Raw genomic sequence first — 25,194 nt, forward strand, 5'->3', positions numbered from 1 at the left:
TTGAACAGTCGTTTGCTACTTGTTTAACAGTCAAGGCAACAACAGCTTACAAAAACGAAAAGCAAATCGGATTTAAAGCTTGCTGATAAAACCGTATTCATAAGTGGCTCAACGGCTGGTATCGATTCGCCACTGCGCAGAGATTCGACGAAGGAGCCGAAGTCAATGAAAAAACAAAACAGAGCATCGAAAATGCCGTAGCCAAATTAAAGACATTGATGGAAAAGCCAAAAGTTACTGGTATTCCTGCGGACTTTTCAAAATGTTCCAACGATGGTGACCCTCCTGAATACAGAACAGTAATTGAAAGAGCTTGTAGCGATTTAATGATGCAGCGGACAGCAATTTCTACTGGTTTATTTTTTATTTTTCCGAAAAGACTCACCCTTAATTCTAAACTGGGCGTGCTGGCTGTCATTCTGTCCATTATTGCATCTGCCAACCTTGGCTCATCAGGTACTCAAAAGGTGTTGGTACTGGTAATCAGGGCGTGATTCTTTCCGACCGTTTAACATACCTGTCTTCAAGTATTTCGGGTAAGGCCATCATTACTTCCGGGTTAAAGCAGCCGGTGTACTTCGATAACAACATTTCCATACAGCTTGTAAAATCCTTTTACTGATATATACTCAATAACGCCATAATGAATAATTACTGTAGAAGATTGCTTTCTGATCTGGTGTATCGACGGCGAACTCCTCCGGTTTTGCATTAAGTGGATCGATCCTGGATAATAGCCTATGTTCGCTATTTGCATTTCTTGCAGTCTCGCCTAACCGGGCTTGCGATGAATTCACTGATTTGGACATAAGTAAATGCCGGCCTTGCCTTTTTTTCTTATGAAGGTTTTTCCAAAAATCCTCATAGTTTTCGCATTCCTGTCGAAAGAAATATTTTTCTTTTATTTCAACATCACAAGCATATATCCAAACAAATGGTTCAGTCTTATGATCAACCTTAGGATGCACTTGATGCTAGAGGGTATAAAGCCAATTTGTTGGTGGTAAGTAAGAAGCGTTTAAATGGCATAATGGGTTTACACTAAAACAAGTAAACTTAGTTTATCATTGCTCCTTTGTAACTGTGCTAAGCAACTTTTTGATACTAAGAATCGTTGAATCGGGAATCTTGCTAATAGAAGCCTGGTCAGGATACTCCTTCAACAGTCTTGTCATTGATCTAACCAGGTCCGGCTTATCACCACAGCGGTTTATTCGCTCGGCAGGATCCTCAACAAGATTAAACAATTGTATGGAATCCCTATCGCCGACAAAGGTCATGCGCAATTTCCAATCGCCCTGCCTTACGGCCTGGGGAATGGCATTTACATAATAAACAGGAGCGTGCTGAAACCTGTTTGCTTTTCCTTCCAACAGTTGAGTCACGGATTGCCCATCTACAGGCTGTGCCTTACTGATGGGAATTTGTAACCACTCCGAAAGAGTTGGAAAGATATCCAAATTGGTAAATGGCTCCGAAATTTGTCGTGCCGCTAATTGATTCTTCCAGTATATAATAAATGGTACCCGATGCCCGCCTTCATAAGTATTCCATTTCTGACCGCGGAAAATGCCTCGTGTACCGACATGCCATCGTTTCGTTATGCCATCGTTCATCATCCTTTCCGGAAAATCGATCCAGGGTCCGTTATCACTTGTGAAGATGAAGATGGTGTTATCTGCCCATCCCTTTTCTTCTACTTTGCGCCAAATTGTTCTCAGCGAAGTGTCTAGTTCCATTATAGCATCTCCGAGCAGACCCGCACCTGATTTTCCTCTATATGCCGGGGAGACGCCGAGGGGAAGATGGGGTGTATTAAGGGCCAGGTAAAGGAAAAAGGGTTGCCTGTTTGTTTGTGCATCGATAAACTTTACGGCTTCCTTTGTCCAAATCTGCGTTAATTCATTATTGTCGGGCATAGACATAACCGAAGTGGTATTTCTAAATATTTTCAGAATTGTGTCCGTCTTTTCGTAAGGATGGCGATAGTCGTTGCTATAAAGCATGCCATAGAAATGATCAAATCCCTGGTTGTTGGGCAAGTATTCCAATTTACTGTCACCAAGATGCCATTTACCGATAAGCGCAGTTCGGTAACCCGCTGTCTTTACTTGTTCCGCTATGGTTACCTCCCGTGCCGGCAATCCATTGTGAGCTCCCGGACCGATGGGTATAGCTAAATTCATCCGTGTAGGATAACGGCCTGTAAGCAAGGATGCTCTTGACGGTGTGCATGTTGGTGATACCACCAGGAAGTTGGTTGCAAAAATGCCATTCGCGGCCATTTGGTCTATGAACGGAGATTTGATCAGAGGATTACCATAGCAACCTACGTCGCTGTATCCCATATCGTCTGTGAGTACCAAAATAATATTTGGTCTTTCCTGAGCATTTGCTTGGAAAATGCTGAGTATAAACAACAAAAGCGCAAAAAAATGGAATAAAATCATGGTTAATTATTTTGCAGTCGGCGTTATGCTACCAGACATGGTAAACAATTAAAAGGATTCAGCTGGGTTTAAAGTAATAAGGTATCAGCGGCCCTGTGGGCTAATTAAATTCTTATAGATGATGCCATCTTTTATGATCAACAAAAATTGCCTGGCAGGGTCTGCTACTAGATTGATGTTTTGCAAAGGATTCCCATTTACCAGAATGAGATCGGCATAGGCGCCTTCTTCAATAACACCTAGTTTGCCTGCGGTATAGGGATTGCGTTTGCCGCACAAGGCCAATAATTCCGCATTGGTGAATGTGGCCATCTTCAATATTTCAAATGGCGTATACCATCTGGTCATTTTTACTAACTGGGCACCCTGACGGGAAGCCAGCTTTGCATCAAACATACAATCTGTACCCCAGGCTGTTTTTATATTGTACTTCTTGGCCAGCTTGTAAGCATTATCTGTACCCTGAGTCATTTCCAATTGTTTTCTACGATTGGCCGACCCTTCAGGAAAGGGAACCACGTCCTGATCATCCAAAAAAGGTTGGAGGCTCCACCAAACACCTTTTTCTGACATTAGTTTTGCTGATTCCTCAGTGGCTAATTGCCCATGATCAATACATTTAACACCTGCCTGAATGGCGGCCTTGATAGCATCGGGGGTGTAGGCGTGCACTGTCACATAGGTGCCCCATGCCGTGGCAGCGTCCACGGCTGCTTTTAGTTCTGCCTCAGTGTATTGGGTTACGTCCAGCGGGTCATAACTCGACGCAACACCACCCCCAGCCATAAGCTTAATCTGTGTAGCGCCACTTCGCAGCTGTTCCCTTGCCCGCAGCAATACCTGGTCTGCACCATCAGCCAAAATGGTCATGTTCGTTCTTTCCAGGTATGACATGTTACCGACTTGCCTCGGGATGTCTGTTGATAAACCAAAATCCCCATGCCCGCCAGTTTGAGAGATAGAAGCTCCGGAGGGGTAAATTCTGGGGCCCTTTGCTAATCCTGCATCAATGGCTTTTTTTAAACTAAGAGAAGCCCCACCCATATCACGTACAGTTGTAAACCCTCTTAGCAACTGCTTTTCCGCTGCGTGGGAAGCGACAAGAGTAATGTACCCGATATCTGAATTTAATCCCGTGGCTAGGGAAATAGACTCCATCATAGTATGCACATGTGCGTCGATTAGTCCTGGCATCAAAAATTTACCCCTTCCATCGATTATTAGTGTATTACTTGATTTCGTTGTAGGTATAGGTGAAGTAGAAACTTTAGAAATAAGGTTGTCTGCAACCAACACATTGCCGGTTATGGTTTGTTCATCTATTCCATTAAAGATCTGTACATTATTGATAAGAATGACCTTTTGTGCTGCAGCTGGTACGGTAGCAAAAATGAATACTGTTATCAGCAATTGTTTCATATGTTAGTTTTGTTGTGTGTAAGCAATGATTACGGCGGATTACAACAAAAAAAATTATGAAAAGTTTTTACTATAAACGGATCTAAAGCCAGGTAGGAAGCTAAATATTAAATAGATATCAGCCTATACTCTTCAGGCAACAGAACAAGATGTCGGTTGAACTCCCTCGTGCAACTACGTCTCTCCACAAACGAGGTGAGGATAAAGACTAGCCACCTCGGAACATTGTTTCGAATCGATGGTTTTCAAGAACTGACATGCAGCCAAAATGATCTACTATTTGAACCATTGCAAACAGGTAAGTGTTTTGCGAAATGAAGACGGAAGACTTTCAAATTGCTTTATGGCAGCGACAAATTTTGTCATAGCATGTTTAATCACCCTCAACTATAAAGCTATGCACGGTCAAACCATTCAAACAGCCTACATCACGGCCAACGGTTACCAGTTCACTTACCTGGAAGCGGGGAAGGGCCCGCTTGTACTGCTTTTTCATGGCTTTCCCGACAATCCGCACAGTTTCACTTCACAGTTAAAGGCTCTTGCTGTTGCTGGTTACCGTGCCGTTGCCCCCTACAAGCGGGGGTTTGCTCCCGGAGATATGGCCCTTAACCCCATTCAACATTCAACCCTTTACATGCAGGATGCAGCGGCACTGGTGGAAGCTTTCAGCGAAGAAAAAGTATTCCTGATCGGGCATGATTGGGGTGCGGGCGCCGTGTACGGTGTCGCCAAACTGGCTCCGGCGAGAGTAAAAGCCATAGTCACGATGAGCATTCCGCTTAGCCCGGCCTTTTTTTCTTCCTACACCACCAATCCTCAACAAATGAAGCGGTCCTGGTATTTGTTTTACTTCCAGTCGCCCTATGCAGTGGAGGGTTTAAAGCACAATGATTATGCGATGATTGATTTCCTTTTTCAAACCTGGTGTCCTGATTGGAAAGACTACAATAGTCACCTTGAAACCGTAAAGGAAATGTTTCGAAAGACCAGATCAGCAGAAGCGGCTGTTGAATATTATCGGCAGTCGTTTGGAAGCTATGAGCTTAAGGAACCGGAACTGCAAAAAATCCAGGCTGCTTTTTACGACGGGAAGGCCTTTATTGTCCCCACGCTTTACCTGCACGGACAAAGCGATGGCTGCATAGGTTCGGAGAACGTAGAAGGCATGGAAGGCATTTTTTCTAGCGGCTTTGAGAAATACATCATCCCCGGAGCCGGCCATTTTCTGCAATTGGAAAAACCGGAAGCCGTTAACCGTTATATTATCAATTTTCTAAAGCAGCTGGAATGATGGGTTGCGTAGCGCGAGATTGCCAGATTATGGTAGGCGCTACTGCTTTCGGCATTTACCAGCATCAAAAACCACAGCAAGCAAATCAGCTTGTTTCCGCTATTCGCCTGGCAGCTGCATCAGCCTATACCGGAAGGGCCGCCTGGTTGGTTATGGCCCGCCCGAAACTGCAATGGTTAATAGTGGTATGCATCTTCTGGATCTTTTTCTCTTTACTGGAGGTGTTTTTACAATTGATCGGCGAACAAGGCTTGTTTACGCAACTGACTATTGCCCCATAAATTTGGTACTTACTACGGGAACAATCAAAGCTTATATATGTTCATCGTTCCAATTCGTCTATGAAAAATTATCAATCCGGGCTACAGATTTACTTGCCATGGTTTTGCGAGCGTACAGGGTGTTCATAAAATAATGAATGGTTTCGGAATTCAAAAAGCCGCATTGATGACTTTAGATTAAGATAGTGAATCCGCTTACATTTAGGCTATTACTCAATCGGTTCAATGTCTGATATAATATCATCCGGCGTCTTCTTTAACGCATTTTAAACGATCATCCACAATGAATATTCTTCAGTCATTCTTCCTTAGGCAGGGGCTCAACGAGAATGAAGCCCAAACTGTTTCCGGCAGTTTCACCTTAAAAAAATTGAAGAGAGGTGAGCTGTTTGTGCAGGAAGGCAAAGTGAGTAAATATCTGGGCTTTATTCAGACGGGATTTTTGCAGTATTATATTTTGCTTGATGGTGAAGAAAAAACTACTTATTCTGTTGGTGAAAATAGTTTTGTTGCTTCGTTGGTAAGTTTTCTAAAACAAGTTCCTGCCCGCGAAAATATAAGAGCTGTTGTTAACACAGACGTATGGGTAATTGAGAAAGAAACATTGATAAAATTGCAGAACGCTTTCCCTGCCTTCAGGGACTTTTATATAGGGATGCTTGAATGGCAAATATGCTGTATTGATGAAAGCCGTTTAGATGCAATTATGCTTACTGCACAGGATCGGTATTTAAAAATGATGGAAAAAGAACCTTCTCTTATCCGGCAAATACCCTTGCAATATCTTGCTTCTATATTAGGTGTTACGGCTCGCCATTTAAGCCGGATACAAAAAAATATTCTTTAATCACGATTAATGGACATTTGTCCTGCTGCAGCCTTTTTTAGTGTTTCATCTTTGCGTTGTTAAAAAAATTCAAAATGAAACATCTGATTTTTACAGCCCTGTCAATCGTCATAGCCGATACTGCATTAGCGCAAAGCAGGTTCCCCAAAAACGAACTAAGTATCAATGGTTTTCGAAATCCATCAATTGGGTTAGAATACCACCACAGGCAAATATCTGTTCACGGAGGTTACTACCTTACCAATTTTACTGAGAACACAACAACGCAGTTTGTGAAGGCCGGTTTAACCTATTGGTTTCTTCCGGTGGATAAGAAGTAGATACCTTCTTCATTTTATGCCGGAGCATCTTATTTACGTGGATTAAGCAGGGACTATGATGGGAAGAACGCAGTAGCTGTTGAGACGGGATTTCGTTGGATGATTTGGAAGGGCTTAAGCTTTCGGATAGGTGTTATTGCGCTTGCAGCTCCGGGAGAAAGTTTACAAATAAACCCAACACCTGGAATTAGTTATTCGTTTAAATTTTGAATTAGTCAACCACCGCTTCTGCCCTTGCATAGCCTACAGTTTGCCGATAGGTTTGCGGGGACACCTCTGCATTGATTTTTAAAAGCGGCTGAAGTAATACTCATCTTCGAAATCCAACTCCCAGGCTATTTCCTTCACCCCTTTAGAGGTCAGGTAAAGCTCCCGTTTGGCCTCTATAATGATGCGTTCGGAAATCAGCTGGGACAGCAAATAAAATCACGGTGAACAAAAAAATAAAGGCCGTTTGTAAGGAACGAAACATCACCTCGTCTAACCCTAAAATCATATGTTATGACCGCTAAGTCCAAAACCATTTTTGCCTGGGTGCTGCGCTGTATCGCAGCATTCATCATGTTGCAAACCCTTTTCTTCAAGTTTACCGCCGCCCCGGAATCGGTGTATATCTTTTCCACCTTAGGCATTGAACCCTGGGGACGTATTGGTACGGGTGTTATGGAGTTAATTGCTTCCGCACTCATTCTTATTCCCTATACTACCGTACTGGGTGCTTTGCTGGCAATGGGCATCATGAGCGGCGCTGTTTTAACCCACATTTTTTACCTGGGCATTTCCGTTCAGGGCGACGGCGGACTGCTTTTTATTTATGCCCTGGTTGTTTTGCTTAGTGCCGCTATTTTGTTCTGGCTTTGCCGGCATCAATTGGGCCGGTTTTTTCCACAGCGTTTTGTACCCTTCCGTATTACCCGTGCTTAAGTCTACTGCCTGTGATGCCAGTCAGGTTCAAGATTCCGTACAATAATTACCAGGTATGCTGGCTTAATGAACGGGCGACGGATAGAGTCGTCCGTTGCCGTTTTCAACGTTAGCTACATGGGCCGCTGAAGGAGGGGGTAAAGACGTTCAGGGAAAACGCATGCTGTACGAAGAAGATATCCTGAACGTAAGGAATCTTAGCTTTCTGATTTGATTACTGATTTTACAATCGCTTCTTTTTCCTCCGTTGTGAGGCTATCAGCAAAACCCTGGGTCATCGCCTTACCAATAATTCTATTCTGCACCTGGAAGATGCGGCACAGGCTGCACCCGGTAAGGTGTCGCCACAATGCAAACCGCTGTCCCGCAGAAAGTTTTGCTTCTTCCTTTTTGGAAATATAATCGACTGCCTGCTTGCAACTAATCTTCCTGCTCATAACATTCATTTTTGTAGCCAGTTTTTTTCCAGGCAAGCCCGCAATTGTACTTTAGCCCTGTGCAACAGCACCCAATAGTTAGACGAAGTAAGGCTCAAGTCCCTGCAGATCTCTTCACTGCTCAAGCCATCTACATACTTCATTGCAAAGACCGTGTTGGGCAGCGTTTTCAATTTTTTTCCGCACGAGCGAAAGACTTGCTGAAATTCTTTTGCCTCTACCGGGTTGCTGAAGTCTACACTCCATTGCTTTGGGTACACACCTTTTCGCCAATGGTCTTCTTCGTCAAAAAATCGGTGGTCGCCGTGTTCCTGCCGGATGGTTTCCACTTCCATGCGGGTGTGCGCCTTGCGGTAATGGTCGGTGATTTTGCTTTTGATAATTACAAACAACCAGTTCTTTACGGATGCCTCACCTTTGTAGCCATCCATATTGCGCCAGGCTGCCAAAAATGTCTCCTGCACCAGGTCCTTGCACAGCTCGTCGTCCCGCAGTCGCTGCAGGGCAAAACGATACAGCGTATCGGAATGCTCGTTCACCCAGTTACGAAAGGTTCTTTCTTTTTCCATTGCTTGGTAACCCTGTTCTTTACCCTTTCTAAACAACCGCGGAGGCGTTTAATTTCTTCAGGAAGATCACTTTGTCCTCCCCCTCTTTGTAAAAGTCCCGGATAACCCCGGCTCTTTCATATTGGCAGTTGTCGTAGAATTTCCGTGTTCTTTCAAACTCCGGCAACCCGGATGTCTCCACAATCAAAATACGCTTTCCCTCAGATATAAGCCTTGCTTCAATATAAGCCATCATTTCTGCCCCAATGCCTTTGCTATGCAGGTCCTTGTGAACGGCAATCAGATAGAGATTGTACGTACCGTCGGTCAATTTCTCGGGGGCGCAATATGCAATAATGATGGGTACTCCATTCATCTCTTTTGTCAACCAAATGTCTTCGGTAGCCGGGTTGGTGAAGTAATCCCTCATCATCTCATCAAGCAGCCCGGAAGGAAACAATCCGGTTGTGCCAATGACTGTTTTCAAGGCATCCAAATCTTTCTTTTCTACGTTACGAATTTCGGACACGTTAATTGATTTAAATACTGCAATGGCTTAAGATGAATATCACTTACTAAACCTGATCTTCTCCCAATGGCCATCGGCTTTGGCAATATACGTTGGACGGTCTTTATCCCAGGTGTTTTTTACTTCCTGGTTGTAATTAAAATACAGCTTACCATTGTGCACCGTCCAGGTGTCGGCTTCGGTTGGGGCTTTGTATCCCCTCGAAGCGCCAAAGGCACAATAGCCGCCATACTGCGGTGCATATTGTTCGGGGGCGACTTTAAAGCTGTCAAGATTTTGCTGCGAGGCGAACTGCCAGTCTGCATCTTTCCATTTCAGTTGGTAAGCGGCTGAGCCTTTTACCGGTTTGCTTTCCTTGAAAAAGGCAACCGGATCGTACCCGCCAATGGCGGCGCCATCTTTTTGAAAATACTCCGCGCCCTTATCCTGGGCGGTGCAGCAGGCTGTAAAAAATAAGGTAACGGCAATGAGTAAAAGTTTCATGTCTGATAGTTTTAAAGGTTAAGGCAATTGCGCATAGCCAAAGAGGTGATTGAAGGCTTTACAATGAATGCAGATGTATTTGTATTGGGAAAGGTCGGGTGCGGCAGTGAGGGAATACACCTGTGTGCCGCCGGTGGATCTTAGTTTGCCCACTTCGATAAACGTAACCGGCATGGCTTCCTTTGACAGGTACACGTACAGGTCGGGACCATTGTTCGTCATGAAACTGTCCAGGACCACGTCGTACGTGTTGTTGGCGTTGCGTACCACTTTGCCCACGCCACTCACTCTTCCGTAGGGTCCGTTTACAAACGAACCTTTTGCCTGTACCGCCGCGCCGGGTTGTACGGTTTCGGTTGCCGGTGTATTGGAGGCACTTTCTTTTTTGCAGGCTGTAAAAAGCAGGAGCAGGGAAAACAACATCAGCGTTTTCATAACATGTTGATTTAAAAGTTATAGGTGATTTGCGGTGCCACTACGAAACTCCGGGTCAAGCCATCGGGGCGCACATCCCGGACTACCAGCGGCACACCGGCAATTATTCCCAGCGACCAGCGCTTGTTAAGCTCAATGTCAAGCGAAGCCGTAATGTTTAGCGTCAGCCCCTGAGAGCCCTGTATGGCGATCGGCGCGTTACTGATATTCGCATCAATATAGGTGTCGTCACCCAGGTGATAAATGGCTAGCAGCCCGCCTTCCAGCGACCATTCCGCCTTCTTAAAAACCCGATAAGAAGTACGCAGCAGTACATCCCCTTTACGATTGAAATCATTCGTAGGCGGATATGCTGCGGCTTTATCCTCACTCCAGTATTGTGGCAGAAAATTATTTCTATTAATGCCTGTTAATGGTTGTTGCCAACCCGCTGCTACTTTCCACTTTTCGCTGCTAATGGCTATGCCAGTAATTAGGTCCACTGTTCCGAGGCTGCTTTGATACTGCATCGGAAGAGAAAGACCATCTTCCTTTAGATTGCTTTGATTTAGCGGCAGCTTTGTGCCCAGGGTAAAAGAAGATTGCCAGCCTTTTGAAGCCGGCAGCGCATAAGTGGCAGAAAGAAACACGTCCCCTGCACCGGCTGCACTGCCTAAGATTCCCGAGGCGTAATTGCCGGTTAGTTTTCCAGAGAGCTGCCAGCGCCCGACGCTGTATCCATACTCCAAACCAGGAGAAAAGACAAACACGTCGTCATCGCCAAGGCCGGCAGGTAGCGTTAGTTTCAGGTAGTGCATTCCTCTTGTATTTTCAGTGGGCGCAGAATGACCAAGATTGCCAATTGAGCAAAAGCCGGCATCGCTGCAGCCTTGTGCATGCACTCCTGTTCCAACAACGGCAAGTAGCAGCGTGCTGAATAATCTTTTCATGATTTCTGTTTGTATAATTTAGACCAATTGACATCTGCCTTTGAATGCAGATTCTTCTCATCTTTGTTCCATGACTTTAGCGTGTTGTTGAAAAACTTGTTGTAAAAGAGAAAGAGTTTTCCGTTCACCACTTTAAAGGTTTCAGGATCAACGTCAACTTTTTCGCCGGTGGCACCCATCGCATAAGCACACCATCCACCGTACTGCGGTTCGTACTTCGCCGGCTGCGCCATGAATGCTTCTTTGTTCTGTTGAGACGAAAACTGATAGGTGATGCCCTCATGCAACACTGAATAGGTCCGTTTTCCTTCCACCGCTTTTCCCTGGATGAAGTACGCTACCGGGTCGTAGCCCTGGATGGCGATGGCATTGCCCGAAAGATTAAAGGCTTGTTGCCGGCTGTTGATTTGTGCGGAGAGCTCTCCAACTAAAGAGAAAAAGGATATTGCGATAAAAGCAATTTGTTTCATGCCTGTTTTTTGTTATAGAGACGCAGGCTTGATCTTATCCTTACTAAAATGAAATGAAATATTTTTCGGGTCGGTTTATCACACTGTCAGTATTTTTGTTGCCTTATTACCGATCTACTTTTAAAACAAGGAAAATAAGAATGTGAAGAACAGGCCAGGCTGTTTTCTACATTCGACATATGCGTCGTCCATGATTAACCTGAGCAAGCTTGCCCCCATAATTTGCCGTTAGCCTTCTGTCCATGTTAGCTGACCACATAGATTCAGCTCACTTGACTTTTGTTTAATCGCTATCGGGTTTAGGGGTGAAATACTTAAACATTTTTCTGTACCAGGCGTGTCCTGGTCAGATCCGTATAAAAAACTTAGGAGTAATTTCATAGACAAGTGTCGCTAAAATAATTTCGTTGCAGACATTTGTTAGTATTGCTTCATCACGGTACCCAACCTCTAATTTACGAATTACCGCTTATGTATGTAGGAAAGGATTTTAAATTCTCACTGCTCTGGCACTTTGCCCGTAACAACTTGCTGCGCACTTTCGCAATCGCTTCGGCAGTATGTGTGTTGTACAAAATAGCCGGGTGGCGATGGCTGGGTATCTCATTTATTCCGATCGCTACCATCGGTACAGCAGTAGCATTTTATGTAGGCTTTAAAAACAACCAGGCTTACGACCGGATGTGGGAAGCGCGCAGGCTTTGGGGAAGTATTACAAATACCTCCCGCAGTTTCGCCGCAATGCTCATAGCAGTTGTCCCGGATAAATCAATCCAAAAAGAATTTCTCTATCGCCACATTTCATGGGTGCACATTCTCCGGTTGCAACTTCGGAAAACCATTCCTTGGGCTACCAGCAGAAGTCACCTGCACCAGACGCTTTTGACGGAAAAGCATGAACTCGAACAGTTTGATGCCGGTGTGAGAAAAATATTTGCCGATGCAGGAAAGATGGAATATTTTGAAATGCTCAACAAGCGCAGCAACATTGCCAACCATTTGTTGAAAAAACAAATTCACGAGCTCGGACAATTGAAGAAGAAGGGAATCATTGACCAGTTCGAACACAGCGACCTCGTAAAACAGATCGGAGAGCTCATAAATCACCAGGGTGGCTGTGAACGAATCAAGACTACTCCCCTGTATCGTCAATATAGTATCTTCAGCCGGGTGTTTGTGGTGTTGTTTGTTTGCTTGTTGCCTTTTGGTCTGGTAAATGAAATGGACAAAGCCGGCACTTACGGTGTATGGCTCACCATTCCCTTTTCGATGCTTATATCCTGGGTTTTTTTCACCATGGAACAGGTCGGTGAGTTTAGTGAGAACCCCTTCGATAATGCCATCAATGATGTTCCGCTTCATGCCATTTGCATCACCATCGAGACGGACGTAAAGGAATTCCTGGGCGATGATAATTTACCACCAAAGGCATCACCTATAGATGAAGTATTACTATAAAAATGAAGTTCTTGCAGATTATTATTTACGCTAATCGATTCCTGAATTCGCTTGGGGTTACACCCAACAATTTTTTTACGTAACGTGTAAAAAAGGAACGACTTGAAAACTCCATTTTTTCAGCTATCTCAGCAATATTGAGATTTTTATTTTTCAACAATAGCATAATCCTCTCTTTGGCGTATCGTTGTATCCATTCGGAAGCCGTAACACCTGTATTTTGTTTACACACGTAGTTCAGATACTTCGGTGTAATGTGCAGGTGATTGGAATAAAACTGTACCTCCCGTTCTTCCATACAATGTTGCTGTGCCAAGTGCATAAACCGCTCGTACAGTGATCCGCTTTCTACCGTTCGTTTCCGGCGTTCATATTCATTGGAAAAGATGTTCCACATGTCGAAGAGGAAGAGTTGCATTTGTAATTGCAGTATTTCATTGTAAAAAAGATGTCCCGACTCCTGGTATCTGTTATGCAAAACCGAAAAATTTGAAACAACTTTTATTTTGTCCTTATCGTGCAAATGCAGGATTGGATTTGCCCTGGAATGTAATATGACATCAATACTCCAGCTCTGGTCAGGGATGTTTTGGTCAAGGAAATCTTTTTCTACCAACAGCACGTTCGCTTTGAAACTTTTGGAAAAGGTGATTTTTCTCACCTGGCTGGTCGCAAACCAGAATACGAATTCACCCGCATTAGCTGAATACGATTTCTCATTGAATACAAATTGCATTTTTCCCCTGCTGCATAAAATATGCGTATGGAATTGTTGTAAATAGTGACGCGGAAATGAAATCCTTCCGGTCGATTTAAGCAGGATGATTTTCTCTACTGTTGCTTTGTTCATTGCGACTAACTGATGCTATTGGTAATTATACGTAATATTTGAAACAATTTGCGTGAAAAGTGTAACATTTAGGAAAAGCAACAGCTGTAATTTTATGATTCAAATGATAAAGCAAATGGTCATGCCAAACACAGATATCTTCCAGCGATTAATAGGTGGTGAAGCAGTTGCTTTCAATGATCCGGAGTATTTCAGGATCATTGATGCTTGTCAGGCCACACGCGAGCTGCTCGTTCGGCTTACTGCAGCCAGCGATCCGGACATGATCAGGGAGCTCATGGGTCAGATCACAGGTGCTGAATTGCATGCCACCTCTATGATCTTTCCTCCCTTCCAGATCAATTACGGAAAAAATACGCGGATAGGCAAACATGTGTTCATCAATTTCGATTGTACGTTTTTGGATCTCGGTGGAATTACCATTGAAGACCATGTGATGCTGGCTCCCAAAGTATGCCTGTTATCAGAAGGACATCCTGCTGATGCAAATACCAGGCAGACGCTTACTACCGGACACATACATATACAAAAGAATGCCTGGATAGGTGCCGGTGCCATCATCTTACAAGGCGTCACCATAGGTGAAAATTCAGTGGTAGCGGCAGGAGCAGTCGTATCACAGGATGTACCTGCGAATACGGTGGTAGGCGGTATCCCGGCAAAACACATCAAGCACCTTTAACACAACAAAAATCATGAAACCTGTTATCGCAATCTTATCCTGTTTCATCTGCATCCAGCTCTTTGCCTGCTGCAATAAATCCAGCGAAATGGCAGCCAGTTTCACGCATGCTCCAAATATAGACAGTGCCAAACTGAAGATAATAGTCGGCACTAATGTTTTCACTGCCACGCTTTCCAACAATGCGACTGTTACTGCATTTACAACCAGACTACCGCTGACGATTCAAATGAAAGACTTGAACGGCAATGAAAAATTTTTTGACTTGCCGGATAATCTGCCCGCCAACGCTTCAAATCCCGGTACGATACAGGCAGGCGATCTGAGGTTATATGGCTCCAACACGTTAGTGCTATTCTATAAGACATTTTCAACCTCATATCCCTATACTCCAATGGGACGTATAGATGATGCATCCGGCTTGGCGGCGGCATTGGGTTCAGCGGATGTGAGGGTGACGTTTGCATTGCAATAGAAAACACGATAAATAACATCCGTTAGTGTAAAAGCTTAATAAAAAGAATAACATGAAGTCATTAAAAATAATAGCAATCGCTTCTTTGGCATTGCTAACAACGAGTTGTACGGACAATAAAGCAGGAAATGATACGACAAAACTTTCAGCCATTTTCCCAAAAGGTGAAAAAGGTCCGGCGGAAAACTTTACGGGTAATGCCTGGAACACACCACTGGTTGCAAATGACAGCACTTACAATACTGTTATTGGAAACGTCTACTTCGAACCCGGTGCCAGGAGCAATTGGCACAGGCACCCATCGGGTCAGATATTGATTATTACAGACGGTGTGGGCTTCCACCAGGTAAAAGGACAGCCGAGGCAAACGATCAGGAAAGGTGATGTAGTAAAGTGTCCCCCTGATGTAGAGCACTGGCACGGTGCAAGCGCAACTTCCGGGATGCAACAGTTATACATTTTACCTAAAACTGAGAAAGGGATTGTGACCTGGCTACAGAAAGTAACGGACGAAGAATACAACAACGCAAAGTAGTTTCCATGGCACAGCCAGGTTTTCGCGTTAAGAGGAAGACTCAAGAGCCAAAAAAAAAGTTGACAAAACAATTTCATTAAATATTCTAACCGCTCAATAAGTTTTGTTACTTTTTGAAGAAATTAATTTGTCCAAAATTAAATTTTGCTCACTGAAATATGCGATGTCACAAATTGATATTTCAACTGATTCTCTTTTGTATAGTGACCGTTGCAACTGCACAGGTTGATCAACAACGTGCCAAAGAATATTTCAAAGAGGCGCAGGCGCTTTGCGAGCGGGATAATGGCCGTTTATGGGGTGTTTCCATCTGTGGACCAATGGTAATCTTCGACCTGGAAACAAAGACGATAGCTACCAGCAAAGCTGAACCAGATGGAACCAGGCCACGACTTCTTGGTCTGGTCAATGCCCCAGTTCAATGGGGAGGAGAGATATGGGGATCTTACATCTGGAGCGATGTGGCGACAAAATCGCCTCGTGATCGAAAGGAGTTATTTCTCCACGAATTATTTCATGGCGTTCAGCCTCAGCTCAAATTGGGTGCAGCAGCTGGTACACCAGAATATCTTGATACAAAAGAGGGTCGATATTGGTTAAGACTTGAGTGGAGGGCACTTGAGAATGCACTTCGGGAATCTGGTAATCAGCGAAACCAGGCTATTTGTGATGCCCTCGCATTTCGGAATGCCCGACGACTTCTTTATCCGCGCAGTGGCGAAGATGAACGAGGACAGGAGATCACCGAAGGCCTTGCAGCGTATACTGCCACAGTACTGGTAGCGGATTCTGAGAGTGATGCGATTATTGGTGCTCTTGATCTGCTTGTCAATGCTGAAAGGAATGCTAAGGATGCGAGTTTCGTTCGCACATTTGCTTATTTTTCAGGTCCTGCCTATGGACTCCTGCTCGATGCAAGTTCACCTGATTGGAGAAAGCGGATAAAAAGTACAGATGATCTTGCGGTACTACTGATGCAAGCTCTGGATATTCACCCAAGCCCTGAAGTCACTGTAGCTGCGGCTAAGTACGAAAGTGCTGAAATACTTTTGTCCGAGGAGAGGAGAGAACAAGATCGCCAGGCCCGCCTCAATGAATTGCGTCACACCTTTGTTGAAGGTCCGACACTTCTATTCCCTGGAGGAAGTCACAGTTATGATACCCGGGGTGCCGTTTCACTTCCGGGAATAGGAACGATATATTTTGGCCCATTTCGTGCTTCAGGAGCCTGGGGAAAGCTGGAAGCAGAAAATGGAGTCCTGGTATCTAGTGATGGTAGTTCCCGTCGCGTAGCAGCCCCGGTTAAGCACAATGAATCCACCTTTTCCGGAGACGGTTGGAAATTGCAGTTGTCATCCGGATGGATTGTGAAAGAGGGCGAAAAAAAGGGAAGCTTTGAGGTGGTGAAAGATTAAGGCCGTTTCCTAATGAGAGCCTGCAAAAAGTTCTAATTTTGAAGGAGCGTATTGTATGCAGGTGAGAGAATGAGTATTCTGCCATTCATATTGATATGTCCGATCTTTCTTGTCGCCTTCCAGGAAGACCCGTTTAAGGTTAAGCGGGAAAATCTGGTATTGCAATCAATAGAAAAGCGGGGAGTAAAAGACCCGGCTGTTTTGAAAGCAATGAAGACGGTGAAACGGCATTTGTACATACCTGAAAATATTATAGGTAATGCTTATGAGGACCGGCCATTGCCAATAGGCTACGGCCAAACAATTTCACAGCCTTTTATTGTCGCTTACATGACGGAAGTAATTAATCCAAAACCCGGACACACAGTGCTGGAGATTGGAACCGGTTCCGGCTACCAGGCAGCAGTGCTGGCCGAAATAGTAAAAGAGGTATACACTATCGAAATTGTTCCTGAGCTTGGAAATGCGGCAGCCGCAAGATTAAAAAATGCCGGATATAGCAATATACATGTAAAAGTCAGCGACGGATACTACGGCTGGAAAGAAAAAGCGCCTTATGATGCTATCATAGTCACTGCTGCTGCTGAATTTGTTCCGCCTCCTTTACTGGAGCAATTAAAAGATGGTGGTAAAATAGTTATTCCAATAGGCTCTCCTTTTATGAATCAGACGCTGATGTTAATAGAGAAAAAAGGAAAGAAAATAACTACGAAAAGCTTAATGCCTGTGATTTTCGTGCCGTTCACACGAAAGAAAGAATAATTCAGCGGTGGTACTCCCGATTATTGATCACCACCTCAGCACAACTCATTGTGATGAACAGGAACAAACTTTTTTTATCCATCTTCTTTTTATCAGGAGCTATCATTGCTTTTCAACTTGCCTTAATACAGATACTTTCTATCGTTCAATGGTACCATTTTGCCTACATGGTTATTTCAATTGCCCTCCTTGGTTTTGGCGCAGCGGGATCTGTGTTGGCAATTTTCCAGGAACGCCTTGTCAAACACGTAGAAATTCTTCTCCCGGTTTTATCAATATGTACCGCATTAGCAATGTCTGTTGTCACGGATGTTTCGCAACTCCCGTCTATCCGTTTTGACTCTTATTTATTGTTTGCCGAGTATAGTCACCCGGGGAGGTTACTGGTGACTTACCTGATCCATTTTATTCCTTTCTTCCTTGGCGCCCTGGCCATTGGGTTAGTGTTTGTTAAATACGTAGAAGATATAGGGAAAATATATTTCGCGAATCTTTTAGGGTCAGGGGCAGGAGGTATATTAATTATCCTGCTTATCAGATTTTACTTTGCGAAAGAATTGCCTGCATTAATTGCGATCCTGCCAGTAATAACGGCTTTGATGCTGGTTCCCAAAAGCAGGCAGATTTGGCATATTGGTCTTGCGGTACTCGCAATTGCGGTTATCACCTGGAAATATTTCTATCCTCCTGGTCTTACCATATCGGAGTACAAAGACATCAGCAAAACATTGCTTCTTCCTGAGGCAAAAATTACCCTGGAAAAAACCAGCCCTTATGGCATTGTTCAGGCCGCAACCACGCCGGCTTTACGATATGCACCTGGTATGAGTCTAACGGCTGAAAAAACAGCAGGGATAAAAATGGCTGCGTTCTTAAACGGGGACTGGTATGGGGCAGTAACCGACTGGAAAAAAACTGATACGATCACGATTCTTGATTATACAACCTCAGCACTGCCATATATAATGTCGGATAGAAATAGTGTTTTAGTGCTGCAATCAGGTACAGGAACTGACGTGGCTCATGCAGTGAGCAGGAAGGCAAAAAAGATTGTTGCAGTGGAGGCAAACCCGGTAATTCTTTCGATGTTACAAAATGAATTTGCGGTTGAAACGGATTCTTTATTCACTCTGCCTGGTGTATCCGTCCACAACCTCGGGCCCAGGACTTTTTTATCGATGCACGAGTCACGTTTCGATCTCATCATTTTACCTATCGTCGGATCATTTGGTGGTTCATCAGGATTACATGCCCTGCAGGAACAATTCATTCTTACCAAAGAATCATTTCGGGAAATGTTGCTTAAGCTCAATGCAGGAGGAATAATAAGCATTAGTTCATGGATGGATTATCCTATCCGAAATCCGTTAAGGATCTTGTCGACTATGGTTGAAGTGCTTCAGGAGTCTGGCATACAAAATCCTAAAGATCATATCGTGGCAATAAGGAGCTGGGGCACTATAACCTTTGGCATGACAAAGTCACCGTTGAATTCGACCGAAATCAACAGGATCCGTAATTTTTGTGAAGAGATGATGTTTGATCCTGCTATCCTTCCAAACCTTACAAAGGAAGAACGATCCCGTTATAACCAGTTTCAGGACGATCGTTTTTTTGACTATCTAGACCAAATATTCCTGCCCGGGAGAAAGGGGTTTTACGAAGACTATGATTTTAATATTAAACCGGCTACAGATGATAAGCCGTATTTTTCTCAGTATATCAAATTGGGCCACTTCAACCGGCTTGCAGATTTTTTTGGCAAACGATCACTTCCATTTTTCGAACTTGGCTATCTCCTGATCATTGTAACATTGGTTCAGATTTCGATAGCCGCTCTCGTTCTGATCGTGTTACCGCTTATTAATAGCGGATGGAAAGGGGAATATAAAATCAGCACTATACTTTACTTCAGTGGGATAGGCCTGGGTTATATGTTTCTTGAAATGATATTCATTCAGCGGTTCATGTTATATTTTGGAAACCAGGTTTACTCCGCATCGGCGGTCATCACTTTATTGCTAATATTCTCGGGGTTGGGCAGTTATCATTCCCAACACTTAATTCAGAACAGAAACCGGGTAAGGATGGTGTTTACATTTATTGTTATCATGATTTCAAGCTATGCATTTTTATTGACCCCAATCCTGCAACAGACTATTCATGTGAACCAGTTCTTAAAGTATTTGATTGTGTTCCTGCTCATAGCGCCGCTTGCATTTTTCATGGGTATACCTTTTCCCGCAGGGCTGTCATATATTTCAAAAATGAATGCCGCGGTGGTGCCCTGGGCCTGGGGAATAAATGGATGTGTTTCTGTAATAAGTACAGCTTTAGCGATGATAGTTGGTATAGAAGCAGGATTTATTTCGGTAATGTTGGTTGCAGCATTCGCCTATTGCCTTTCGTTCCTTGTGCATATAAAGTGGCTAAAGCTGTAAACACTTCCCGGTTTATAGCTCATTAAAATTGTTATCATAACCTGTCTCTTTCACATCGATAGAGTTTCGGAAAACAGTTATCGAGAATGAAATGGCAAATAATACGATCAAGGTGAACATAATCATGGTTTTTGTAATTATGGCTTCAGCTGCATAATCGTTAAAACCGTAAAAAAGGGAAACATCTCTTCCCTGAATCCTGAATGTTTTTAGTCGTTATCACTTTAAGCTTTTGTCTTCTGAAAGTTTGATAACGCTTATTGGCGCAAAATGCTTCCGCTTAATTCCCAGCTTGTTCATCTTTGATTGCAAGGTGGTTGGGGGCAGTTGCAACAATTCAGCTGCGCCGCCTTTGCCCTTTACATTTCCATTGGTAAGTCTTAACACTTCCAGTATGTAATCCCTTTCCTGCTCTTCCCAGGGTTTAATCACAAATTCATTGGCCGATGAAGTTGTGCGGATTCTCGCGATATCCGGTAAGTTTAAATCCTGTATCAGTTTTGAATTGCTGATGATCACACTGCGTTCAATGATGTGCTCCAGTTCACGGATATTACCTGGCCAGTTGTAGCTCATTATCTCCTGCAAGGCTTTATTACTAAAGCCCTGAATCTTCTTTCCGTTCTTTTGTCCATAACGCTGTAAAAAATGTGTTGCTAACAGTGGCAGATCTTCTTTGCGGTCCCGAAGAGGCGGCAAATGGATCGGAAATATGTGCAGGCGGTAAAAAAGATCTTCGCGGAATCTTCCGGCTTTTACTTCTCTGTGTAAATCCCGGTTTGTGGCTGCAATAATGCGAACATCAACTTTGATGATCTTGTTGCTGCCCAAACGTTCAATTTCTTTTTCCTGCAGGGCTCGCAATAATTTTGCCTGTAGCTCCGGTGGTAGCTCGCCTACTTCGTCTAAAAACAAAGTACTCCCGTTTGCCAGCTCAAACTTCCCGATGCGCCGTTCAAATGCCCCGGTAAATGCTCCTCGTTCGTGTCCGAACAATTCACTTTCTATCAGACTAGCCGGCAAGGCGGCGCAGTTGAGTTTTATCAACGGCTTGCCTTTCCGTGGCGAATTGTTGTGAATGGCTCTTGCCACCAATTCTTTTCCCGTACCCGTTTCACCCAAAATCAAAACAGTGGTGTCGGTTTTAGCTACCAGCCCGATGTTCTTACACACTTCGATAAACTTTGGGTTCTGCCCAATCATTTCTTCGAAGTTGTATTGCTGTTCTACTTCTTCCACGAGATAGGCGTTCTGCGCTTCTAATTGTTTGTTGAGTGATATGATTTCTTCATTGGCGATGATGTTGGCGACAGCAATGGATATCTGTTCCGAGATATGATGAAAAAGCACCAGTTTCTTTTGGTTGAAAGCGTTGTTCAGTTTGGAACAAATACAAAAAATGCCCACTGTTTTATTATTTGCGATCAAAGGCGCAAAAAGCATTTGTTGAATTCCGCATTTCTCCAGCAACTGAAAGTGTTGATTTTCCGGGAATTTTTTCAATACATCTTTCAGTAACGAAATGCGGAAATCACTGGCCATCCATTCCGCGGCGGATCGATGATAGGCTGGTTTATCATTTTCACATTCTGATAAAGTGGAATCACCAATAGTCTCAGAGTGAATCAGAAGTTGATAGTAGTCCTCTTCCTCGTTGATCATTAATAAACTGGAATAATCGTACTGGTATAGTTTCCCTATAAGATGGAATACCACTTTTAGCGCATCCAGGCGCTTGGTGCACTTGTTGAGTGCTTCCGTTATTTCTAACAATACCGATTTTTCTCTTTCTCTTTCAAGAATTTCTTCATTAGCTAAAATATTGGCGACAGCTATTGAAATACTTTCGGTTACAGATTGAAAAATTGGATATACTGACGGCTTAAAAAAATCTTTGGCTAGTGCATGCATGCAAAACATCCCAATTTTCTTATCTCTTACGATCAGGTTATAGGCCAGACATTCCTGGTATCCCATTTTAAGTATATCCGCTGCTGAAAATTGGGGGTACTCCGGAAATAATTCCAGGAGCGCGGGGAAGTCAAAAAGCACCGGCTGATCAGCTTTACTAATTTTTTCCATCATCCATTCTACCAGCGAATTTGGGTGGCAAATATCTGCCGATACATTTGGAAGAAAACCGTTCCACTCGCCGGGAATCCCATCGGATTGCAACACAGTAAGGTCGGTATGTGTCGAACCATCGGCGCTAAGAACAAAAACACTGAAATTATGAAAATTGAACAGTGGTTTTATGTTTTGCACAACCAGCCGGAGCAAATCTGAATTGCCTTTAACCTGGGCAATTAATTTAGTGAGCTCAAGCAGCCTTGTTTTTTCTTTTTCTCTTTCGAGTATCTCTGTATTCGCTAAAATATTAGCAACCGCAATGGCTATAAGATCTGATATCGGGCGGAACAAATTGATATGTTTTTTAGCATAGAAGTTTTCTTTTTTTGTATTGAAGCACAACATGCCAATCTTTTTGCCACCGCAGTTGAGGGGACCGCCGATCAGCTCCTTTAACCCATGCGCCATGCCGATTTTAAAATGATGTTTTCCGCCGGCATTAGTTACATACGCAGCTTGTTCCCGGATCGTTGTGATGGCTGGCTCTTTGTAATGAAACCAAAAATCTTTAGTAAGCCCTTTCATAGGGAACGGTCTGAACAGGTTATTTGCTTCAAGTTCCTTTTGCACTTCATCCGGGAGCACTTCATAGTCGCTCAACTCATAAACCGCATCGCCTTCTTTGCTGAGGATAAACAATCCGGCATTGTCATAATCAAACAAGGGCTGAATTTTTTCATAAATGACTTTGAGCAATTGTTTGCTGTTGTGTACCGTGGCTATTGCCTCACTTATTTCCAGCAGTGCAGATTGTTCACGTTCCCGTTCTCTGATTTCGTCAGTCACGAGAATATGGGAAGCGGCTACTGATACTTGTTCAGCGATAGCTGCAAACAATGGAAGTTGCTTTTCATTAAAACCATCTTTATCTAAACTGTATAGCCAGAACGTTCCAAAACTTTTTCCCCCGGATGTAAGTATTGCACCAATACCTTGTTTGTAGCACAATTCATTACTTATGAAACAGAGTGAATTGTGCATTTTTCAATTGCTGATTCATAGTCTTCAATTATAGGGCCTCCCGCCTTTTCCATTTCGTTTATTGCATGGGCTACAAAAGAACCAGGAAGTTCCTTCCTCAAAATGCCACCATCTTCCTGTAATTCCATATTGCCTGCGGTGGTCCCCCGTCCCCTGCTGTTTGCCAACAAATCATGGTGATGTAAGCCGTCTGGTTCAACTAACACAATACCTGTATCATGAAAAGGAATGATTTTAATGACTGTTTCTCTTATAGTTGTCAGTAATTCATCAGGGTTTGTTGCCCTGGTAATGGCGCTGCCGATGTCTAGTAGCTGAAGCAACTCTTGGTGTGACAACAGGCCTAACGTTTTTTGGATTCGGGACTTTTTGCTCATATGTCGACTTATTACATCGGCCTGATAAAAAAGGTTCAAAGACTGTATTACGTTTTTATTGCTTCATCTTATGACTAAATAACGTCTTAATAAAAGATGATAATGCTTACCACTCTTTGAAAGTCAAGGTATTATCTATTGGCATCGTAATGGACACATTGGGTCATATCGGATTACTATCGTTCATTTAAAAAATCAATCATGAAAAGGAAGACCATCCTTGTTGCACTTAGTGGTTTAAGTATTTCGGCTTTTGCCTTTTATAGCTTTACAGAAAAAGAAAAAACAATTGCTGATCAACATCCAAAAGTGAGTGTTGTAAGAGACTACACGGAAAAACTCAGCGTCAACAACTCAGGACTGATCATGGTGGATTTTTTAACTGGTTTCGATCCGGGATTAAATACCATTCCCAAAGCCGTCTTCAATCAGAATGCCACAGCACTTGCCAAAATGAGCAATTTCTTCAATTTGCCAACGATCATGCTGGGCGAAGAAGGCGGTTTCAGAGGGAAATTTTATCCGTTGGTCGGTGAATATCTGTCAAAAGCCGTTCGGGTAGAGCGCCACACACCCAGCGCGTGGGACGAACCAAAGTTTCAGGAAGCAGTAAAAAAGATGGGGCGCAAAAAGTTGATTGTCGGCGGTATTTCATTAGATATCTGTACCCAACTCCTGACCATCGATTTATTACGGGCAGGTTATGATGTGTATGTGGTTACAGATTGCAGCGGCAGCGACCAGGAAATAGCCGAAATGGCTGCCATGATGCGAATGACACAAGCAGGTGCGGTGATGGTTAGCTGGGGTACCCTGGCAAGTGAACTCATGAAAGACTGGCAATCACCTTACGGTTCAGCAGTAGGTAAGCTCTACCAGGAAAATGCAAGTTGGGGCGCTTTCCGCAGTTACCCTGAGGAAAAGAAGTAGTGTACTTCACGTATCAATCGTCAACTGTAATGAGACGCTCCATCCTACTTCTGTTGATTATGTTTAATTTGTTAACAGCATTTGGGCAAAATGAACCTGCTTTTAAACCAAGGATTCTTCGGTTTGACGAAACCTACAGCCGCCAGCCAGACACGACAAAAAACAAGGAATGGTTGCGCATAAAAAGTATTCCGCTGAATCGTTCCGGATACGTCAGGGCCGCATTCGGCCTGGACTACCGGGAGATGTATGAACGGGTGCAAGGATACGATTCCGGTGGAGTGAAGGATGGCTATTGGCTCACCCGTTTCATGATACACGCCGATCTGCTTTTTGGGAAGCGGTGGAGAACGTTTGTTCAGCTGGGCAGGGGCCTTGTAACAGAAAAAGACCTGCGCATTGCACCGGTGGACGAAGACCGTTTGTTTTTGCTAAACGCATTTGGGGAATACCGATTTGGTAAAGGGGGCAAAAGCTACATCAGGGCGGGCAGGCAGGAATTGTTTTTCGGAATGGGACGGTTAATAGCGCCTCGGGAAGGACCTAACGTCCGTAGTACTTATGACGGATTACGAACACATTTTGTACAGAACGATCTTTCAGCAGATGCCTTTTTCGCTTACATCGTCAACAACCGACCAGGTATTTTTGATAATGATGTATTGGGTAACAACCAGCAATTGTGGGGCTTATATGGAAGCAAGAAAGTGGTGGGAATAAATGCTGACTTCTATTACCTCGGGTTTTACAATCCATCGGCAAGCTATACTAAACAGCCGCACCGGGCAAGGG

Annotated in this window: 28 protein-coding genes; 15 read left to right on the top strand and 13 right to left on the bottom strand. The window is 43.8% G+C overall.

Annotated features, from left to right (window positions below):
- The first annotated feature begins 218 nt into the window (after positions 1 to 218).
- Complete coding sequence (locus tag ACX0G7_RS11475; RefSeq protein ID WP_458923612.1) at positions 219 to 494, top strand: hypothetical protein; 276 nt, start codon at positions 219 to 221, stop codon at positions 492 to 494.
- 65 nt (positions 495 to 559) lie between these two features.
- Here the strand turns inward: ACX0G7_RS11475 and ACX0G7_RS11480 are convergent, their stop codons facing one another.
- From ACX0G7_RS11480 to ACX0G7_RS11490, 3 genes are all read right to left on the bottom strand, one after another.
- The gene (locus ACX0G7_RS11480) at positions 560 to 757 is read right to left on the bottom strand and encodes a DUF2652 domain-containing protein (RefSeq protein WP_458923613.1); all 198 of its coding nucleotides are present in this window, start codon (positions 755 to 757) and stop codon (positions 560 to 562) included.
- A 307-nt stretch (positions 758 to 1,064) separates the two neighbouring features.
- Positions 1,065 to 2,450: a sulfatase-like hydrolase/transferase gene (locus ACX0G7_RS11485; protein ID WP_458923614.1), complete on the bottom strand. Its 1,386-nt coding sequence runs from the start codon at positions 2,448 to 2,450 to the stop codon at positions 1,065 to 1,067.
- Positions 2,451 to 2,534: 84 nt separating this feature from the next.
- Positions 2,535 to 3,869, bottom strand: coding sequence for a metal-dependent hydrolase family protein (locus ACX0G7_RS11490; RefSeq protein ID WP_458923615.1), 1,335 nt, complete (start codon positions 3,867 to 3,869; stop codon positions 2,535 to 2,537).
- Between the two features lie 343 nt (positions 3,870 to 4,212).
- Here ACX0G7_RS11490 and ACX0G7_RS11495 point away from each other — a divergent pair, with 343 nt between their 5' ends.
- The 5 genes from ACX0G7_RS11495 to ACX0G7_RS11515 all read left to right on the top strand — a co-directional run bounded on the left by ACX0G7_RS11495 (position 4,213) and on the right by ACX0G7_RS11515 (position 7,535).
- A complete protein-coding gene (locus ACX0G7_RS11495; RefSeq protein WP_458923616.1) occupies positions 4,213 to 5,163 on the top strand; it encodes an alpha/beta fold hydrolase in 951 nt (316 codons plus the stop codon).
- A 29-nt stretch (positions 5,164 to 5,192) separates the two neighbouring features.
- Entirely contained in the window at positions 5,193 to 5,444 is a 252-nt protein-coding gene (locus ACX0G7_RS11500) for a hypothetical protein (protein WP_458923617.1), read from the top strand.
- Positions 5,445 to 5,727: 283 nt separating this feature from the next.
- Positions 5,728 to 6,291, top strand: a complete 564-nt coding sequence (locus ACX0G7_RS11505) for a Crp/Fnr family transcriptional regulator (RefSeq protein ID WP_458923618.1) — start codon at positions 5,728 to 5,730, stop codon at positions 6,289 to 6,291.
- 74 nt (positions 6,292 to 6,365) lie between these two features.
- On the top strand, positions 6,366 to 6,611 hold the full coding sequence (locus ACX0G7_RS11510) for a hypothetical protein (RefSeq protein ID WP_458923619.1): 246 nt from the start codon (positions 6,366 to 6,368) through the stop codon (positions 6,609 to 6,611).
- 501 nt (positions 6,612 to 7,112) lie between these two features.
- Entirely contained in the window at positions 7,113 to 7,535 is a 423-nt protein-coding gene (locus ACX0G7_RS11515) for a DoxX family protein (RefSeq protein WP_458923620.1), read from the top strand.
- Positions 7,536 to 7,732: 197 nt separating this feature from the next.
- Here the strand turns inward: ACX0G7_RS11515 and ACX0G7_RS11520 are convergent, their stop codons facing one another.
- Genes ACX0G7_RS11520 through ACX0G7_RS11550 form a run of 7 tightly spaced genes read right to left on the bottom strand, consistent with a single transcriptional unit; the run spans position 7,733 to position 11,366 of the window.
- On the bottom strand, positions 7,733 to 7,972 hold the full coding sequence (locus ACX0G7_RS11520; protein WP_458923621.1) for a hypothetical protein: 240 nt from the start codon (positions 7,970 to 7,972) through the stop codon (positions 7,733 to 7,735).
- A gap of 5 nt (positions 7,973 to 7,977) precedes the next feature.
- Positions 7,978 to 8,541 carry a sigma-70 family RNA polymerase sigma factor gene (locus ACX0G7_RS11525; RefSeq protein WP_458923622.1) on the bottom strand — a complete coding sequence of 188 codons (564 nt, stop codon included), beginning with the start codon at positions 8,539 to 8,541 and terminating at the stop codon, positions 7,978 to 7,980.
- Positions 8,542 to 8,569: 28 nt separating this feature from the next.
- Positions 8,570 to 9,049 carry a GNAT family N-acetyltransferase gene (locus ACX0G7_RS11530; protein WP_458923623.1) on the bottom strand — a complete coding sequence of 160 codons (480 nt, stop codon included), beginning with the start codon at positions 9,047 to 9,049 and terminating at the stop codon, positions 8,570 to 8,572.
- Positions 9,050 to 9,088: 39 nt separating this feature from the next.
- Positions 9,089 to 9,532: a YHS domain-containing (seleno)protein gene (locus ACX0G7_RS11535; protein ID WP_458923624.1), complete on the bottom strand. Its 444-nt coding sequence runs from the start codon at positions 9,530 to 9,532 to the stop codon at positions 9,089 to 9,091.
- 18 nt (positions 9,533 to 9,550) lie between these two features.
- Positions 9,551 to 9,967, bottom strand: a complete 417-nt coding sequence (locus tag ACX0G7_RS11540) for a DM13 domain-containing protein (protein ID WP_458923625.1) — start codon at positions 9,965 to 9,967, stop codon at positions 9,551 to 9,553.
- Between the two features lie 11 nt (positions 9,968 to 9,978).
- Complete coding sequence (locus ACX0G7_RS11545; RefSeq protein ID WP_458923626.1) at positions 9,979 to 10,896, bottom strand: hypothetical protein; 918 nt, start codon at positions 10,894 to 10,896, stop codon at positions 9,979 to 9,981.
- Positions 10,893 to 11,366, bottom strand: a complete 474-nt coding sequence (locus tag ACX0G7_RS11550) for a YHS domain-containing (seleno)protein (protein WP_458923627.1) — start codon at positions 11,364 to 11,366, stop codon at positions 10,893 to 10,895. The genes ACX0G7_RS11545 and ACX0G7_RS11550 overlap by 4 nt, the downstream gene beginning before the upstream one ends.
- 471 nt (positions 11,367 to 11,837) lie before the next feature.
- On the opposite strand from ACX0G7_RS11550, the gene ACX0G7_RS11555 reads away from it, so the two are divergent.
- On the top strand, positions 11,838 to 12,824 hold the full coding sequence (locus tag ACX0G7_RS11555; RefSeq protein WP_458923628.1) for a bestrophin family protein: 987 nt from the start codon (positions 11,838 to 11,840) through the stop codon (positions 12,822 to 12,824).
- 25 nt (positions 12,825 to 12,849) lie between these two features.
- On the opposite strand, the gene ACX0G7_RS11560 is transcribed toward ACX0G7_RS11555, so the two are convergent.
- A complete protein-coding gene (locus ACX0G7_RS11560; protein WP_458923629.1) occupies positions 12,850 to 13,674 on the bottom strand; it encodes a helix-turn-helix domain-containing protein in 825 nt (274 codons plus the stop codon).
- A gap of 121 nt (positions 13,675 to 13,795) precedes the next feature.
- Between ACX0G7_RS11560 and ACX0G7_RS11565 the strand changes: the two genes are divergently transcribed.
- From ACX0G7_RS11565 to ACX0G7_RS11590, 6 genes are all read left to right on the top strand, one after another.
- Positions 13,796 to 14,356, top strand: a complete 561-nt coding sequence (locus ACX0G7_RS11565; RefSeq protein WP_458923630.1) for a sugar O-acetyltransferase — start codon at positions 13,796 to 13,798, stop codon at positions 14,354 to 14,356.
- An 88-nt stretch (positions 14,357 to 14,444) separates the two neighbouring features.
- Positions 14,445 to 14,831 carry a cyclophilin-like fold protein gene (locus ACX0G7_RS11570; protein ID WP_458923631.1) on the top strand — a complete coding sequence of 129 codons (387 nt, stop codon included), beginning with the start codon at positions 14,445 to 14,447 and terminating at the stop codon, positions 14,829 to 14,831.
- A 52-nt stretch (positions 14,832 to 14,883) separates the two neighbouring features.
- Positions 14,884 to 15,366: a (R)-mandelonitrile lyase gene (locus ACX0G7_RS11575; RefSeq protein WP_458923632.1), complete on the top strand. Its 483-nt coding sequence runs from the start codon at positions 14,884 to 14,886 to the stop codon at positions 15,364 to 15,366.
- Positions 15,367 to 15,524: 158 nt separating this feature from the next.
- The gene (locus tag ACX0G7_RS11580) at positions 15,525 to 16,781 is read left to right on the top strand and encodes a hypothetical protein (protein ID WP_458923633.1); all 1,257 of its coding nucleotides are present in this window, start codon (positions 15,525 to 15,527) and stop codon (positions 16,779 to 16,781) included.
- Between the two features lie 69 nt (positions 16,782 to 16,850).
- Positions 16,851 to 17,543: a protein-L-isoaspartate(D-aspartate) O-methyltransferase gene (locus tag ACX0G7_RS11585; RefSeq protein ID WP_458923634.1), complete on the top strand. Its 693-nt coding sequence runs from the start codon at positions 16,851 to 16,853 to the stop codon at positions 17,541 to 17,543.
- Positions 17,544 to 17,596: 53 nt separating this feature from the next.
- Positions 17,597 to 19,984: a spermidine synthase family protein gene (locus ACX0G7_RS11590; protein ID WP_458923635.1), complete on the top strand. Its 2,388-nt coding sequence runs from the start codon at positions 17,597 to 17,599 to the stop codon at positions 19,982 to 19,984.
- A gap of 219 nt (positions 19,985 to 20,203) precedes the next feature.
- On the opposite strand, the gene ACX0G7_RS11595 is transcribed toward ACX0G7_RS11590, so the two are convergent.
- Together ACX0G7_RS11595 and ACX0G7_RS11600 are read right to left on the bottom strand one after the other, a co-directional pair.
- Positions 20,204 to 23,095, bottom strand: coding sequence for a sigma-54-dependent Fis family transcriptional regulator (locus ACX0G7_RS11595; protein WP_458923636.1), 2,892 nt, complete (start codon positions 23,093 to 23,095; stop codon positions 20,204 to 20,206).
- Positions 23,071 to 23,472: a hypothetical protein gene (locus ACX0G7_RS11600; RefSeq protein WP_458923637.1), complete on the bottom strand. Its 402-nt coding sequence runs from the start codon at positions 23,470 to 23,472 to the stop codon at positions 23,071 to 23,073. Before ACX0G7_RS11600 ends, ACX0G7_RS11595 begins: the two co-directional genes overlap by 25 nt.
- Positions 23,473 to 23,673: 201 nt before the next feature.
- Between ACX0G7_RS11600 and ACX0G7_RS11605 the strand changes: the two genes are divergently transcribed.
- Both ACX0G7_RS11605 and ACX0G7_RS11610 read left to right on the top strand, forming a co-directional pair.
- Complete coding sequence (locus ACX0G7_RS11605) at positions 23,674 to 24,402, top strand: isochorismatase family protein (RefSeq protein WP_458923638.1); 729 nt, start codon at positions 23,674 to 23,676, stop codon at positions 24,400 to 24,402.
- Between the two features lie 59 nt (positions 24,403 to 24,461).
- Positions 24,462 to 25,194, top strand: a 733-nt coding sequence (locus ACX0G7_RS11610) for an alginate export family protein (RefSeq protein ID WP_458923639.1), incomplete at its 3' end; no start/stop codon positions are given.

It is taken from the genome of Flavitalea antarctica, assembly GCF_054461535.1.